At 68.7% G+C, this 14,669-nt stretch carries 13 protein-coding genes; 5 read left to right on the top strand and 8 right to left on the bottom strand.

The window, feature by feature from the left end:
• Positions 1-85 precede the first annotated feature (85 nt).
• The 5 genes from OHA40_RS20780 to OHA40_RS20760 form a co-directional block, all read right to left on the bottom strand.
• Complete coding sequence (locus OHA40_RS20780) at positions 86-1,396, bottom strand: FAD-binding oxidoreductase (RefSeq protein WP_330228560.1); 1,311 nt, start codon at positions 1,394-1,396, stop codon at positions 86-88.
• Positions 1,397-1,544: 148 nt separating this feature from the next.
• Positions 1,545-1,823 (bottom strand): hypothetical protein, encoded by a 279-nt coding sequence (locus OHA40_RS20775; RefSeq protein ID WP_330228559.1) that lies wholly within the window; start codon positions 1,821-1,823, stop codon positions 1,545-1,547.
• Complete coding sequence (gene mca / locus OHA40_RS20770; protein WP_330234299.1) at positions 1,820-2,686, bottom strand: mycothiol conjugate amidase Mca; 867 nt, start codon at positions 2,684-2,686, stop codon at positions 1,820-1,822. Before mca ends, OHA40_RS20775 begins: the two co-directional genes overlap by 4 nt.
• Positions 2,687-2,909: 223 nt before the next feature.
• Complete coding sequence (locus tag OHA40_RS20765; protein ID WP_330228174.1) at positions 2,910-4,112, bottom strand: IS110 family transposase; 1,203 nt, start codon at positions 4,110-4,112, stop codon at positions 2,910-2,912.
• 337 nt (positions 4,113-4,449) lie between these two features.
• A complete protein-coding gene (locus OHA40_RS20760) occupies positions 4,450-5,652 on the bottom strand; it encodes an IS110 family transposase (protein ID WP_330228174.1) in 1,203 nt (400 codons plus the stop codon).
• A 236-nt stretch (positions 5,653-5,888) separates the two neighbouring features.
• Between OHA40_RS20760 and OHA40_RS20755 the strand changes: the two genes are divergently transcribed.
• Together OHA40_RS20755 and greA are read left to right on the top strand one after the other, a co-directional pair.
• Positions 5,889-6,350, top strand: coding sequence for a DUF4307 domain-containing protein (locus tag OHA40_RS20755; RefSeq protein ID WP_330228558.1), 462 nt, complete (start codon positions 5,889-5,891; stop codon positions 6,348-6,350).
• Between the two features lie 297 nt (positions 6,351-6,647).
• The gene (greA, locus tag OHA40_RS20750) at positions 6,648-7,142 is read left to right on the top strand and encodes a transcription elongation factor GreA (protein WP_330228557.1); all 495 of its coding nucleotides are present in this window, start codon (positions 6,648-6,650) and stop codon (positions 7,140-7,142) included.
• 97 nt (positions 7,143-7,239) lie between these two features.
• Here greA and OHA40_RS20745 read toward each other — a convergent pair whose 3' ends face one another.
• Positions 7,240-8,382, bottom strand: coding sequence for a cystathionine gamma-synthase (locus OHA40_RS20745; RefSeq protein ID WP_330228556.1), 1,143 nt, complete (start codon positions 8,380-8,382; stop codon positions 7,240-7,242).
• 218 nt (positions 8,383-8,600) lie between these two features.
• Here OHA40_RS20745 and OHA40_RS20740 point away from each other — a divergent pair, with 218 nt between their 5' ends.
• Both OHA40_RS20740 and OHA40_RS20735 read left to right on the top strand, forming a co-directional pair.
• Complete coding sequence (locus tag OHA40_RS20740; RefSeq protein ID WP_330228555.1) at positions 8,601-9,776, top strand: acyl-CoA dehydrogenase family protein; 1,176 nt, start codon at positions 8,601-8,603, stop codon at positions 9,774-9,776.
• A gap of 100 nt (positions 9,777-9,876) precedes the next feature.
• Positions 9,877-10,299 carry a DUF6401 family natural product biosynthesis protein gene (locus tag OHA40_RS20735; protein ID WP_330228554.1) on the top strand — a complete coding sequence of 141 codons (423 nt, stop codon included), beginning with the start codon at positions 9,877-9,879 and terminating at the stop codon, positions 10,297-10,299.
• A 73-nt stretch (positions 10,300-10,372) separates the two neighbouring features.
• Here the strand turns inward: OHA40_RS20735 and OHA40_RS20730 are convergent, their stop codons facing one another.
• Positions 10,373-11,581 carry a mechanosensitive ion channel family protein gene (locus tag OHA40_RS20730; RefSeq protein WP_330228553.1) on the bottom strand — a complete coding sequence of 403 codons (1,209 nt, stop codon included), beginning with the start codon at positions 11,579-11,581 and terminating at the stop codon, positions 10,373-10,375.
• Between the two features lie 931 nt (positions 11,582-12,512).
• On the opposite strand from OHA40_RS20730, the gene OHA40_RS20725 reads away from it, so the two are divergent.
• The gene (locus OHA40_RS20725) at positions 12,513-12,992 is read left to right on the top strand and encodes a DUF4254 domain-containing protein (RefSeq protein ID WP_330228552.1); all 480 of its coding nucleotides are present in this window, start codon (positions 12,513-12,515) and stop codon (positions 12,990-12,992) included.
• A gap of 216 nt (positions 12,993-13,208) precedes the next feature.
• Here OHA40_RS20725 and OHA40_RS20720 read toward each other — a convergent pair whose 3' ends face one another.
• Complete coding sequence (locus OHA40_RS20720; protein WP_330228551.1) at positions 13,209-14,597, bottom strand: cystathionine beta-synthase; 1,389 nt, start codon at positions 14,595-14,597, stop codon at positions 13,209-13,211.
• Between the last annotated feature and the right edge of the window lie 72 nt (positions 14,598-14,669).

The following is a 14,669-nucleotide window of genomic DNA, read 5'->3' as shown; positions in this document are numbered from 1 at the left end:
CGCTACGACGACCGATGCGGGGCCGAGACCACTTTCCGGCCCCGCAGCTGTCCGTCACCACCCGCCGATACGCGACCCGCGGCAACTACCCGAGCACAGGGTAGTTGGCCCGGATGACGCCGTGCGGGTCCCGAGCGCGCTTGATCTCGCCCAGTCGGGCCAGTGTCGCGGAATCGAATGCGGCGGAGGCGTTTTCGTCGGGCGTGAGGAAGGTGTACGGCTTCCGTCCGCTGATCTGGCCGCTCAACGCGTCGACTATCGCCGTGCGCCGGGCCTTGACGGCCCCGGCGAGGTGCGGGAGCCCCAGCCCGAGGCAGTAGAGCAGATACGGCTCGGCGACCGGGCCGCACGCACCGCCGTCCGCGCGGCGCTCGGCCAGCGCCCCGCCCAGGTGACGGATCTGCAGGTTGGCCAGCGGGGCGACCGGCTCGTCGATCAAGGTCTTGATCACGGCGTCGCCGAGATCGATCAGCTGCTCGGCACGCGACAGCGAGGGGCTCGGATCGGTGGGCTCGCCGGTAATCGCGCCGATGTCGGCGGGTCCGAAAACCCCGCGCTTGTCGATGATCGGATCCCCGATGGCGTCGAGCCGGGTGAGCAGGCTGCGGCCTTGCTCCGGGTCGCCGAGGTACACCGTGTCCACCCCGACCATGGGCGGCGCGTCCGGGATCTGAAGGCGCTGGAACCAGACGGTCAACTCGTCCGGGGCCGACGCGGTGATCTCCTGGAACGCCTCGAAGACCTCGCGAATTCGGGTCGCAGGCCACAAGATGCGGCCACCGAACAGCTCCGGCGCCGGAAACAGATCGAATTCCAGTGCGGTGACCACCGCGAAGTCGCCACCGCCGCCGCGCAGCGACCAGAACAGATCCGGATCGTTCTCGGCCGTGACCCGGCGGCGCATGCCATCGGCGTCGACGACCTCGAACGCACGCACCGCGTCCGAAGCCCAGCCGTGTTTGCGGCTGAGCCAGCTCATCCCGCCGCCCAGGGTGTAGCCCGTCACGCCGACCGCCGGGTTGCTGCCCGCGAGCCCGGTCAGCCCGTGCGTCCCGGCGGCGGCCTGCACCCGGCCCCAGCTCACGCCCGCGCCGACCCGCGCCACCCGCCGTGCGGGGTCGATGTCGATACTGTCCAGCTGTCCCGTGCGCAGCAGAATCGCGTCCGCGACCCCACCCGCGGCGCCGTGCCCGGTCGGTTGGGTGACTACCGGAACACCGGTACCGCGCGCGTACTGGACGACGGCCGCGACGTCGTACGCATCGGCGGCGTGCACCACCGCGGCCACCGGCTGAACGACCGTCGTCGTCCACGGCCGGGCCGCGTTCCCGAAGCCCTCGTCACCGGGCAGCAGCACGCGGCCCGGCAGCGCACCACGCAGTTCGTCGAATGTCATTTGCTCTGTCCTGACTCTCGCGTTCGTATCGAAGTGAGACGCGAGCAACGATCGAGGGTTTCGGCCATCAGGCCGTGGATCGTGCCGCGACTGCCTCATTGACGAACGAGAGCGCGGAAAGGTAACAGAGCGCAGCTCAGCGAGGGTTTCAGCTCGACTCGGCGCGACCATCGGGGTCGGCGCCCTCGGTCTCCTCCGCGCGGCGCGTGACGCCGTGCTCGGTCCCCTCGTCGGCCTCCTGATCCGGTTCGGGGTGCTCGGGCTCGAAAGTCGCGGGCAAGCCCTTGATGTGCCGGTTCATCGACCGGATCAGCAGGAAGGTGCCCACGAGCAGGATCAGGACGATGACGAGCCCCAGCGGCGAGGCCTTGCCGAATTCCGGTCCGGTCGGGGTGCCTGGCGTCTGGGCGAGCAGGACCAGCGTCACGACCGCTCGTCCTCGATGCCCGCGAACAGGTCGGTCTCCGGCAGCGCGGTGCGCACCCGGGTCTTGGCCAGCTCGAACTCCTCGGTCGGCCACAACCGCTGCTGCATTTCCAGCGGAATGGCGAAGAACGCGCCGTTCGGGTCGATCTGCGTCGCGTGCGCGCGCAAGGCGTCGTCGCGCTGCGCGAAGTATTTGGCGCATTCGATCTGCGTGGTGATCCGGGAGACCACGTCACCGCGCTCGGCGGCGTACTTGCGCATCCGGTCCAGCCACTCCTGCAGCGGGAACGGTTCGCCGAGACGCTCGTACTCCTCGGCGAACAACTCCATCCGCCGCATGTTGAACCCGTGGTCGTAGTACAACTTCAGCGGCGTCCACGGCTCGCCCGCGTCGGGGAAGCGCTCGGGGTCGCCCGCGGCCTCGAATGCGGCCATCGAGACCTCGTGGCAGCGGATGTGGTCGGGATGCGGGTAGCCGCCGGTCTCGTCGTAGGTGGTGATCACATGCGGCTTGAACTCGCGCACCACGCGGACCAGCGCCTCGGTGGCCTCCTCCAGCGGAACCAGCGCGAAGCAGCCCTCGGGCAGCGGCGGCAGCGGATCGCCCTCCGGCAGTCCCGAGTCGACGAAACCGAGCCAGTGCTGGCGCACACCGAGCGCGCGGGCCGCGGCGTCCATCTCCTCGCGGCGGATCTCGTCGATCCGCTCCAGGACGCCAGGGGTGTCCATGGCCGGGTTCAGGATGCTTCCGCGTTCTCCGCCGGTCAGCGTGACGACGAGGACCTCATGTCCTTCGTCGGCATAGCGGGCGGTCGTCGCGGCACCCTTGCTGGATTCGTCGTCTGGGTGGGCGTGCACCGCCATGAGGCGAAGGCCACTCACGTCTCGTTCACCGTCGCTCTCGCTCGCGGGTGTCGGGGCTTCGTTACCTATAGTTCCATTCGACCCATCTTTGTTCCGACGTACCCCCCGAGAGCGACGAGTTCATGAGCGAGCGCAGCGAGCGAACAATCGACACAGCCGAGCCCTCGCTCGTGTCGGAGCCGAACGCCAGCGAGGCGCAGGCATGAGTTCCCTGAGTCAACCCCTATGCGGCGATCGGTTGTTGAGTCGGTTGTTTTTTGGTGGGGTCGTAGCAGGTTTTGGTGCGCCAGCAAGCCCAGATGATGCGCAGCCAGGCGCGGCCGAGGGTGCGGATGGCGTGGGGGTGTCGTTGGCCGCGGGCGCGGGCGGCGGTGTAGCGCTGGTCTGCCCAGTCGCTGGCGCGGCGGCTGTTGTCGATCCAGGTCACCAAGGCTTGTCTGGCTCGCTGGTTGGTGGCGTGGCGGAAGGCGACGGTGTGGATTTTGCCGGAGGAGCGGGTGACCGGGGCGATGCCGGTTTCGGCGGCGAGTTGATCGAAGCTGTTGGCGCGCTCCAGGATTGGGCCGACCTCGCCGATGATCTGGGCCAGGTTCAGTGTGCCGACGCGGGGCAGATCGGCCAGCAATCTGGCGTAGGGGTGTGCGGCGAGAGCGTCGGCGATCACGGCGTCGAGTGCGTCGATGCTGGTTTGGATCGAGCGGACGAGCCCGGTCTGGGCGCGGACCAGCTGCGCGATGACCGGCTCGCCGAGCCTGCTGGCCGATGTGGGTGCCTCGCGCAGCCGGGCGAGCAGCTCGGTGCCGGGACGGCGGCCGCTGTAGTGGTGGCGGCGGCAGAACGCCTCGAGGCGGGCCGCGGTGAGCCCAGCAGCGGCCTGCGGGCTCGGGTAGCGGTCCAGGAACGCCAGCGCGATCGGCGAGTGCAGGCTGGCGAAGATCGTCCTGCCTCCGGGCCAGTGCGTGTCCAGCAGCGCGGCGAGTTGATTGACCGCGGCGATGCGCATGCCCAGGTGGTCGCCGCGCTGACGGGTCAATGCCTGCAGTTCGAGCGTTTGCGGCAGGGTCGGGGCCAGTACCGGCAGCCGGTGGCCGTCGGTGCGGGCGTAGTCGGCCAGCTTGAACCCATCGCCGGGATCGTTCTTGGCGCGGGCGGCGCCCCAACGGGGGCGAGCGGCATGAAAAGCGTTGGGGTGCACCGGAATCACCGGATGCCCGGCGGTCAGCAGCCGGTCCACGACCAGCCCGCGGGTGGTCTCGATTGCCACCGGCAACTCACCGGGCCCGCCGTAGCAGGCCAGCCGTGCCAACGCGCGAGCGATGCCGTCTTCAGTATGCGGCACCGGGAAGCGTTCGATCTTGCCACCGGCATCGTCGATCACGGTCACGTCGTGAGTGGTGCTGCCCCAGTCCCAGCCGGCGAACGCCACAGGTGTGCTCCCTCGAGGTCGATGAACTGCCTCCTCGGAAGCGAGGGCCGCCGCCGGAAGCTCATTGATCGGCCCTCTGCGGGGCATGTCCCTGACGCCGGTCCGCGGCCCTCGGCCCGGTGGGGCTGGCAGAACTCATGCTGGCCATCAAATGGCACGCGACGAAGGCCATGCACCCACCGGAACCGAGAGACAACAACCCTAACTGTTCGGGCTGCAGAAGGGATGGTGCCCCAATGAGCGAGCGCAGCGAGCGAACAATCGACACAGCCGAGCCCTCGCTCGTGCCGGAGCCGAGCGCCAGCGAGGCGCAGGCATGAGTTCCCTGAGTCAACCCCTATGCGGCGATCGGTTGTTGAGTCGGTTGTTTTTTGGTGGGGTCGTAGCAGGTTTTGGTGCGCCAGCAAGCCCAGATGATGCGCAGCCAGGCGCGGCCGAGGGTGCGGATGGCGTGGGGGTGTCGTTGGCCGCGGGCGCGGGCGGCGGTGTAGCGCTGGTCTGCCCAGTCGCTGGCGCGGCGGCTGTTGTCGATCCAGGTCACCAAGGCTTGTCTGGCTCGCTGGTTGGTGGCGTGGCGGAAGGCGACGGTGTGGATTTTGCCGGAGGAGCGGGTGACCGGGGCGATGCCGGTTTCGGCGGCGAGTTGATCGAAGCTGTTGGCGCGCTCCAGGATTGGGCCGACCTCGCCGATGATCTGGGCCAGGTTCAGTGTGCCGACGCGGGGCAGATCGGCCAGCAATCTGGCGTAGGGGTGTGCGGCGAGAGCGTCGGCGATCACGGCGTCGAGTGCGTCGATGCTGGTTTGGATCGAGCGGACGAGCCCGGTCTGGGCGCGGACCAGCTGCGCGATGACCGGCTCGCCGAGCCTGCTGGCCGATGTGGGTGCCTCGCGCAGCCGGGCGAGCAGCTCGGTGCCGGGACGGCGGCCGCTGTAGTGGTGGCGGCGGCAGAACGCCTCGAGGCGGGCCGCGGTGAGCCCAGCAGCGGCCTGCGGGCTCGGGTAGCGGTCCAGGAACGCCAGCGCGATCGGCGAGTGCAGGCTGGCGAAGATCGTCCTGCCTCCGGGCCAGTGCGTGTCCAGCAGCGCGGCGAGTTGATTGACCGCGGCGATGCGCATGCCCAGGTGGTCGCCGCGCTGACGGGTCAATGCCTGCAGTTCGAGCGTTTGCGGCAGGGTCGGGGCCAGTACCGGCAGCCGGTGGCCGTCGGTGCGGGCGTAGTCGGCCAGCTTGAACCCATCGCCGGGATCGTTCTTGGCGCGGGCGGCGCCCCAACGGGGGCGAGCGGCATGAAAAGCGTTGGGGTGCACCGGAATCACCGGATGCCCGGCGGTCAGCAGCCGGTCCACGACCAGCCCGCGGGTGGTCTCGATTGCCACCGGCAACTCACCGGGCCCGCCGTAGCAGGCCAGCCGTGCCAACGCGCGAGCGATGCCGTCTTCAGTATGCGGCACCGGGAAGCGTTCGATCTTGCCACCGGCATCGTCGATCACGGTCACGTCGTGAGTGGTGCTGCCCCAGTCCCAGCCGGCGAACGCCACAGGTGTGCTCCCTCGAGGTCGATGAACTGCCTCCTCGGAAGCGAGGGCCGCCGCCGGAAGCTCATTGATCGGCCCTCTGCGGGGCATGTCCCTGACGCCGGTCCGCGGCCCTCGGCCCGGTGGGGCTGGCAGAACTCATGCTGGCCATCAAATGGCACGCGACGAAGGCCATGCACCCACCGGAACCGAGAGACAACAACCCTAACTGTTCGGGCTGCAGAAGGGATGGTGCCCCAATGAGCGAACCTGCGCCGGAGAACGGCGACGGCGCGAAGGCCGCCCCGAGCGGACCGCCCGCCGACCGGTACGGAACGCGCCCCCCGGTACGGCGGCGCTGGCCGGCGCCGGTCCTCGGCGCGCTGGTGGTGCTCGCAGGGCTCGGTGTCGCCTACCTCGGCTATCAGAAGTACGGCCCGGACGACATCGAGGCCGAGCAGCTCGGTTACACCGTGGTCGATGACTCGACCATGACCATCCGGCTCAAGGTCACCCGTGCCGATCCCGCGCGGCCGGTGGTGTGCTTCGTGCGCGCGATGGCGCGCGACGGTTCCGAACTAGGCCGCCGCGAAGTGCTCGTCGAGCCCTCAAGCAGCGGAACGGTGGAGCTGACCACCACCGTCCGCGCGTCCGCGCGACCGGCATCGGGCAGCATCTACGCCTGTAGTGATCAGGTGCCCGGCTATCTCCGAGCTGGCTGATTTCCGCGCGTTCGCCCCCGACCTGCCCACGAAATCAACTCCGACCTGCAGATTTATGAATCATGCTAAAATGGCGTGATACACGGTTCCGGGGCTCGGAGCCGTGTTTGCTGCATTGGCGGCCAGCGCTGACGGTTCGGGCTTGCGAGCTTGCCCGCAACCAGGGCCTGTCGGGGTTCGATGAACTTCCCAGGATCGCTCTAGCCGTCGACTGGCGCGTGCCTGCTCCCGAGTGGGTATCCGCCAGTGCTCAGGGAATCCCGGCCTGCCGGGAACAACTACTAGGGAGTGATCGAGATGACTGAGACGCAAGTGACCTGGCTGACCCCGGAGTCGCACGACAGGCTCAAGAGCGAACTCGACGCGCTCATCGCCAACCGTCCGGTCATCGCCGCCGAGATCAACGAACGCCGCGAAGAAGGCGATCTCAAGGAGAACGGCGGGTACCACGCCGCGCGCGAGGAGCAGGGTCAGCAGGAGGCGCGCATCCGCCAACTGCAGGAGCTGCTGAACAACGCCAAGGTCGGCGTTGCACCCACCAAATCCGGCATCGCGCTTCCCGGGTCGGTCGTCAAGGTCTACTACGACGGCGACGAGACGGACACCGAAACCTTCCTGATCGCCACCCGTGAAGAGGGCCTGCGCGATTCCAAGCTGGAGACCTACTCGCCGAACTCCCCGCTCGGCGGCGCGCTCATCAATGCCAAGGTGGGCGAGACCAGGGAATACACGCTGCCGAACGGCAACACCATGAAGGTCACCCTGCTCAGCGCCGAGCCTTACCACAGCTGATGCTTGCGGCCGCGGCGCTCTGCCCGGCCGATACCTCCGCGGACACCAGCGGCCGCGCCCGATCATCGGGTGCGGCCGCTTCGTCATGTCCGTGAACCTAGCTCAGTGCCTGTTCGACGTCCGCGAGCAGGTCGCTGACATCCTCGATACCGACCGACAGCCGCACCAGATCCGCGGGTACCTCCAAGTCGGAGCCCTCGGTGGACGCGTGCGTCATCGCGGCCGGATGCTCGATCAGCGACTCGACGCCGCCCAGGGATTCGGCGAGGGTGAACACCTCGGTCCGCGAGCAGAATTTGCGCGCGGCCTCGACGTCACCGTGCAGGCGTACCGAGATCATCCCGCCGAATCGCCGCATCTGCTTGTCGGCGACGGCATGGCCGGGGTGCTCCGGCAGGCCGGGGTAGATCACCTGGGAGATGGCGGGGTGCCGGGACAGGAATTCCGCGAGGGTTTCGGCGTTGTCGCAGTGCCGGTCCATCCGCAGCGCGAGGGTCTTGGTGCCGCGCAGAGTGAGGAAGGCGTCGAACGGGCCGGGCACCGCGCCCGCGCCGTTCTGCAGGAACGCAAAGGCCGCGTCGAGTTCCGGATCGTCGGTGATCAGCGCGCCGCCGATCACGTCGGAGTGGCCACCGAGGTACTTGGTGGTGGAGTGCACCACGATGTCGGCGCCGAGCAGCAGCGGTTGTTGCAGGTAAGGGGTGGCGAAGGTGTTGTCGACCACCAGCTTCGCGCCCGCGGCGTGCGCCACGTCGGCAAGGGCGGGGATATCGCCGATGCTCAGCAGCGGGTTGGTCGGGGTCTCGATCCACACCAGCTTGGTGTTCGGCCGGATCGCGGCGCGCATCTCGTCGACGTTGAACACGTGTGCGGGCGAGTGCTCGATGCCCCACTGGCTGAAGACCTTGTCGATCAGCCGGAAGGTGCCGCCGTAGGCGTCATCGGGGATCACGATGTGATCGCCGGGGCGCAGCGTGGCACGCAGCGCACAGTCGGTGGCGGCCATGCCCGAGGCGAACGCCCGGCCGTAGCGGCCCGATTCCAGCGCGGCGAGGTTCGCCTCCAGCACCGAGCGCGTCGGGTTGCCGGTGCGGGCGTACTCGAAACCGCCACGCAACCCGCCCACGCCGTCCTGGGCGAACGTCGAACTCGCGTAGATGGGCACATTCACCGCGCCGGTTTGCGGATCGGGTTCGAATCCGGCGTGCACGGCACGTGTGGAGAATCCCAGCTGGCTCATGGGGCTCAGCCTAATCGGGCGATTCCCGGGCAATTGTCCCGGTAGGCTCATCGGGGGGAAATGTCTGGTATGCGAACGGTCGGCGCGCCGGGATCGCGGGTTCTGGACGCTCACGCCGATCGAATTACGTGCAGGCCATGCTCGCGCCGGAAATCTTGTGCCGCACGCGGCGACGTGAGCTCGGTCTCACCGGTACGACGCCCGTTTACGCTGAGTCCATGGTCACTGTCGAAGAACTGTTCGCCACCGATGCACTGCTGTCCGAGGACGAGCGCGAGATCCGGGACACCGTCGCGGCCTTCGCGGCACAGCGCCTGCGCCCGCACATCGCGGACTGGTTCGAGGCGGGCACGTTCCCGGCTCGCGAGCTGGCACCGGAGCTGGGCCGGCTCGGACTGCTCGGCATGCATCTGGACGGCTACGGCTGTGCGGGCATGTCGGCGACCGCGTACGGCCTGGCCTGCCAAGAACTGGAGGCGGTCGACTCCGGGGTGCGCAGCATGGTCTCGGTGCAAGGTTCGCTGGCGATGACCGCGATCCACAAGTACGGCTCGGAGGAGCAGAAGCAGCAGTGGCTCCCGGAACTCGCCGCGGGCCGCGCGCTCGGCTGCTTCGGACTGACCGAACCCGATTTCGGCTCCAACCCGGGCGGCATGCGGACCAGGGCGAAGCGCGACGGCGCGGACTGGGTGCTGAACGGCTCCAAGATGTGGATCACCAACGGATCGATAGCCGACGTCGCGGTGGTCTGGGCGCAGACCGAGGACGAGGGCAAGCAGGTGATCCGCGGGTTCCTGGTTCCCGCGGGCACGCCCGGATTCGCGGCGCGGGAGATGCATCGCAAGCTGTCGCTGCGCGCGTCGATCACCGCCGAATTGGACTTCGACGACGTTCGCCTGCCCGCCGACGCGGCGCTGCCGGGGTCACGTGGACTGGCCTCGCCGCTCGCCTGCCTGAGCGAGGCGCGCTTCGGCATCATCTTCGGCGCGCTCGGCGCGGCCCGCGACTGCCTGGCGACGACGATCGAATACGCCAGGACCCGCGAAGTGTTCGACAAGCCGCTCGCCGCCTACCAGCTCACCCAGGCCAAACTGGCCGACATGGCGCTGGAGTTCGGCAAGGGCCAACTGCTCGCGCTGCACATCGGGCGGCTGAAAGACCGCGGCGTGGTGACGCCCGAGCAGGTGAGTGCGGGCAAGCTGAACAGCACGCGCGAGGCCATCGCGATCGCTCGCGAGTGCCGCACCATTCTCGGCGCCAACGGCATCACGCTCGACTACCCCGTGCTGCGGCATGCGAACAATCTGGAGTCGGTACTCACCTACGAGGGCACCGCGGAGGTGCACCAACTGGTGCTCGGCAAGGCTTTGACCGACGCGAATGCTTTCCGCTGACTTTCCATAAACGAGTTTGCTGCGTCTGATCTCAACCGGCGATTGAAGCGCTGCCGAAGTCACGATTTGATAAATTCTGGGCGATTGCTAGCATGTGACGATGTTTTTTCTCGGCCCCGCGATGCTCGAAGTGTCGGCGCGCAGGACTTTGAATCGCCTCCACCAGACGCACGGGGCGCCCGCACTCGCCGCTGCGGCGCTGCTCCCCGCGCTGTCGGCGGCGCTGGACCAGCATGCCGCTGCCGTGCGCGACATCCTCCAGCACGGCGTGCCGGATGCGACCAATGTCCCGGCCACCGTGCTGCTCGCAGGTTATGCGCGTGGGCTACTCGATCAGGCGCGGGAGGCGTCGTCCGCTGAGCGGTACATCGACGGCCTGCCGGACGGCCCTGGGACGCGTGACACGGTTCCAGCGGATGTCCTCGACTGGGCCGAGGCGGACTGGATTCACTTGCGCTTGGCTGGAGTATGCCTGCACGGCATGCGCAACCCCGCCGAGTCCGCGCCGTCACACTTGCACTGAGCGAGTTGCTGGGACGCGTGCGTCCGCCGCAGGGACTCCCGCGACGGACGCACTCCACAATGCGGATGGCGGCCTAGGGCGCATCACCTTCGTCGAGGTGATCCCGGTAGCCGCCGGGCTGCGGCTTGCCACTACCCGGTGTCGGCCCTTGGCCCCACTGCTGCCCCGGGCCGCGCCTCCCCGGCTGTTCCCATTGCTGCCCCTGCGCGCCCGGTTGCCCCTGCGGACCGGGCTGTCCCTGCGCACCCGGCTGACCCTGCGCACCCGGCTGACCCTGCGCACCCGGCTGACCCTGCGCACCCGGCCGTGTCGGCCTACCCTGCGGGCCCGGCTGTCCAGGCATGCCCTGCGGACCCGGCTGTACCGGCCTACCCTGCATGCCCGGCTGTCCAGGCATGCCCGGCCGTCCAGGCATGCCCTGCCCGCCCGGCTGACCCTGCGCACCCGGCTGCCATTGCTGCGCCGGGCCGCCGACGGGCTGCTGCTCCCACTGCTCTGCGGCGCGCGTGGGCTGCTGCCCCCGGGCGGCCTGCTGATCCATCAGCATCTGCTCGCGGGCGGCGTCCTCACGGCCGCGTCGGTAGGCCTCGGCGTGTCCCCTGGCCGCGGGGATCTCCCGCTCCAAGCCGCTGATCCAGTTCTCCCAGCGCTGCTGCATCGGGCGGATCATGCCGCCGCCGACACCGACCACCAAGATGCCACCGACGGTGGCGAGCACCGCGATGAGAATCGGCATGGTGACCGCCGTGGCAACGCCGATCTGGTGCAGGGCCGCCACGATACCGACACCCCAGACGAACACCGCCGCGATCCGACCGAGCATCGGGCCGTAGGACAGGCCGCCGAGCATGTTGCTCACCATGTCGCGCACGGCACTGGCGATCGCGCCCGCGATCACCACGATGACGATCGCGACCGCCGCCCTCGGCAGCCAGGCGACGATGCCCCCGATCAGGTCGCTGACCGGGTTCGGGCCGAAGACGCCGAAGCCGAGCTGCAGAGTGATCAGCAGAATCGCGTAGTACGCCAGCTTCGCCAGGATGTCGGAGGCGTCGTATTTGCTGTGCTCGAGCATCCGCTGTACCCCGCCGCGCTCGACCGCCCGGTCGAACCCGACCCGCTCCAACACTGTGTCGACGATCTTCGCCACCGCCTTCGCGACGAGCCAGCCGATGAGCAGGATGACGAGGAAGCCGGCCAGCTTGGGTACGAACGTGGCGATGGAGGCCCATGCGTCCGACAACCCGTCCTGAAAATCGATGGCCAGACTAGAGGTATGCATGCCCATTCCTCCGCTATGCGATGACACCGTGACTGTTTGCCCCGGTTATGTCCAGCCAGGACATACCCTCATGAAATCTCTCGAATCTGCCATTTGCGGGTAAATTGCCATTTCTTTGATTCGATCCTTTGCGGCGTCTCTCACCAAGCCTGGACCCGGCAGTACACGGAATCCGCGACAGACTCCTGCGAACTCGGATGACGCTCCCGGAGAAAGGGATTGGGCTGCGCAGTCACGCGGAGCGACCGCTGTCGGCGCATACCATCAGCGCACTGCGCCGAGACGCTCGCGGAACTGTCACGCACCACCGGTCCGGCCATCGTTACCGCCGACTCAGCCGAATGGATCGGGCCGTCCGAGGCCGACTGCCGCGCAGTGTTCTACGGCGCCCTGCTCACCGCGGTCGGCTGCAATGGCCGGGACTCGGAGAATGCCGAGCCACCATCGGCGACAGCGCACCGAGGACGCCTGCCCGGTACACCCGGCCTCGTTCGACCGCGCCGGTGCGGCGAGATCACCGGAATCGACCGCGCGTGGCTTCGGCGATCGGTCACCGAGCGAGTCCTCCGGGCCGCCCTCGCGACGGCATGAGCCGAGCACCCCGCCCGTTCGCCGGGCGACAGCCCTCGCAAACCGCGGCGTAGCCCGCCACGGCACAGCCGGTGCGAAGAATTGCCTACTGAGCGGAGCTGAGCTGACATCCGGGATGAGCTCACCGAGTGGCGTGACGCCGTGGTTAAGCAATTGTCACGTTTAGTCATTTCGGTGCCATGTGAGTGTCACCGGCACGCCAAGGGCGGTGCTCACACTGAACGAGGACCCGGCATTTGGGCGATGCCTCCACCGCCACTCCATCGGAGGTGCACGATGCACACCTTGTCGATCGACCGTAGCGCACGGTTGTCGGTTCCGAATGCGCTGGGAGCCTGCCATGTTCGTGCGTGACCACCTGCCGCGGCACCCGCGCGGCGCGGCCCGGCCATTGCCGGATCAGCGCGAGCTCGTCGCCGCCTTCGGCGGCCATCCGAGCGACTCGGACGACGAACATCCCCTGCTCGTCTGGGCCGCGACGCTGGCCACGCTGCACCGGCAGCGGCACACCGATCCGCTGGCCGCCGCCGGAATCGACTGCCGCCGTGCCGAACTGGTCGCCGCTATCGATGCGTGGCTGCTCGACCGACTGCCCCGCAGGCGATCGACCGATCACCTGCGCGCCGAATCTCTCGGCGCCACAGTCGATCGCATGGCCGCGGCCCACGTCCACGCCAGCCACCTCCTGCACACCGCCGAGAAGGTCTCCGACGACCGGGTGCACGCCGCCTGGTACCGGCTGGCTCTGCTAGCCGACGAGTGGACCGACCTGATCACCGTCGGCGTGCGCGAAACGGTGCGCGGCAGGCGACCGGCTTAGCCTGACGAGACAGCCGGAACCCACTGAGCTGCGGTCACCGGGACCGTCGATCGAACTCGACGTCATCGGGTGCCCGTCGCGAGTTCTGCATGGAAAGCGCACAGAGGCAGGCAGAGGCCGCCGCGCCGGATCGGCCCCGCCCAACCGTGCGAGTTCTGCGGCACCGGCTCACACGGCGGGGCGCCATCGGTCGATCGGGTGGCCCGGTGTGCTCGTTTACTTTCCGATCTGGCCCATGCTGAGGAAGCCGAGCAGGTCGTGGCGGGTGATGACGCCGACGGGCTTGCCGTCCTCGACGACCATGAGCGCGTCGGTGTCGGAGAGCGCTTTGGTCGCGGCGGAGATGGGCTCGCCCGAGCCGATCAGCGGGAACGAGGGGCTCATGTGCTTGGCCACCGAGTCGGTCAGGTTCGCGCGGCCTTCGAAGACCGCCGACAGCAGGTCGCGCTCGGACACGCTGCCCGCGACCTCGCCCGCCATCACCGGCGGCTCGGCGCCGACCACGGGCATCTGTGACACGCCGTACTCGCGCAAGATCTCGATGGCGTCGCGCAGCGTCTCCGACGGATGGGTGTGCACCAGGTCGGGCAGCGCACCGGACTTGCCACGCAGCACGTCACCCACGAGCGGTTCGGCTGCGCCGTCCAGCCGTTCGCGGAGGAAGCCGTAGGAACTCATCCACTCGTCGTTGAAGATCTTCGACAGGTAGCCGCGTCCGCCGTCGGGCAGCAGCACCACGACCACCGCCTCGGGATCACGCCGCGCCACCTCGATGGCCGCGACCACCGCCATGCCGCACGAACCGCCGACCAGCAGGCCCTCCTCGCGAGCCAGCCTGCGGGTCATCTCGAAGGAATCGGCGTCGGACACCGCGATGATCTCGTCCGGCACGGCGGGGTCGTAGGCGGACGGCCAGAAGTCTTCGCCGACGCCCTCGACCAGGTATGGCCGTCCGGTGCCGCCGGAGTACACCGAGCCCTCCGGGTCGGCACCGATGATCTGCACCTTCCCGCCGGAGACCTCCTTGAGGTAGCGGCCGGTGCCGGTAATGGTGCCGCCGGTGCCGACGCCCGCCACGAAGTGGGTCACCTTGCCATCGGTGTCGCGCCAGATCTCCGGTCCGGTGGTCGCGTAGTGGCTGTCCGGGCCGCCGGGGTTGGAGTACTGGTCGGGCTTCCACGCGCCATCGATCTCGCGAACCAGGCGGTCGGAGACGCTGTAGTAGCTGTTCGGGTGGTCCGGCGGCACGGCGGTCGGGCAGACGACGACCTCGGCGCCGTAGGCGCGCAGCACGTTGCGCTTGTCCTCGCTGACCTTGTCCGGGCAGACGAACACGCACTTGTAGCCGCGCTGCTGCGCGACCAGCGCCAGACCGACGCCGGTGTTGCCGGAGGTGGGCTCGACGATGGTGCCGCCGGGGCGCAGCTCGCCGGACTTCTCCGCGGCGTCGATCATCTTCACCGCGATCCGGTCCTTGGCGCTTCCGCCCGGGTTGAGGTATTCGATCTTGGCCGCCACCAGCCCCGCGTCCGGTCCGACGACCGAGTTCAACCGGACCAGCGGCGTGTTGCCGATGAGGTCCACGACATGATCCGCGATGCGCATGGACCCCATCGTTGCAGACGCACTACCTGTGAGTTCGCGCACGCCGGACGCAACCGGTCCGGGCTACCGGCA

The sequence above is a fragment of the Nocardia sp. NBC_00508 genome (assembly GCF_036346875.1).
GTDB lineage: Bacteria > Actinomycetota > Actinomycetes > Mycobacteriales > Mycobacteriaceae > Nocardia.
Note: the sequence above shows the minus strand (reverse complement) of the source record. Positions and strands in the feature narration are given on the sequence as shown.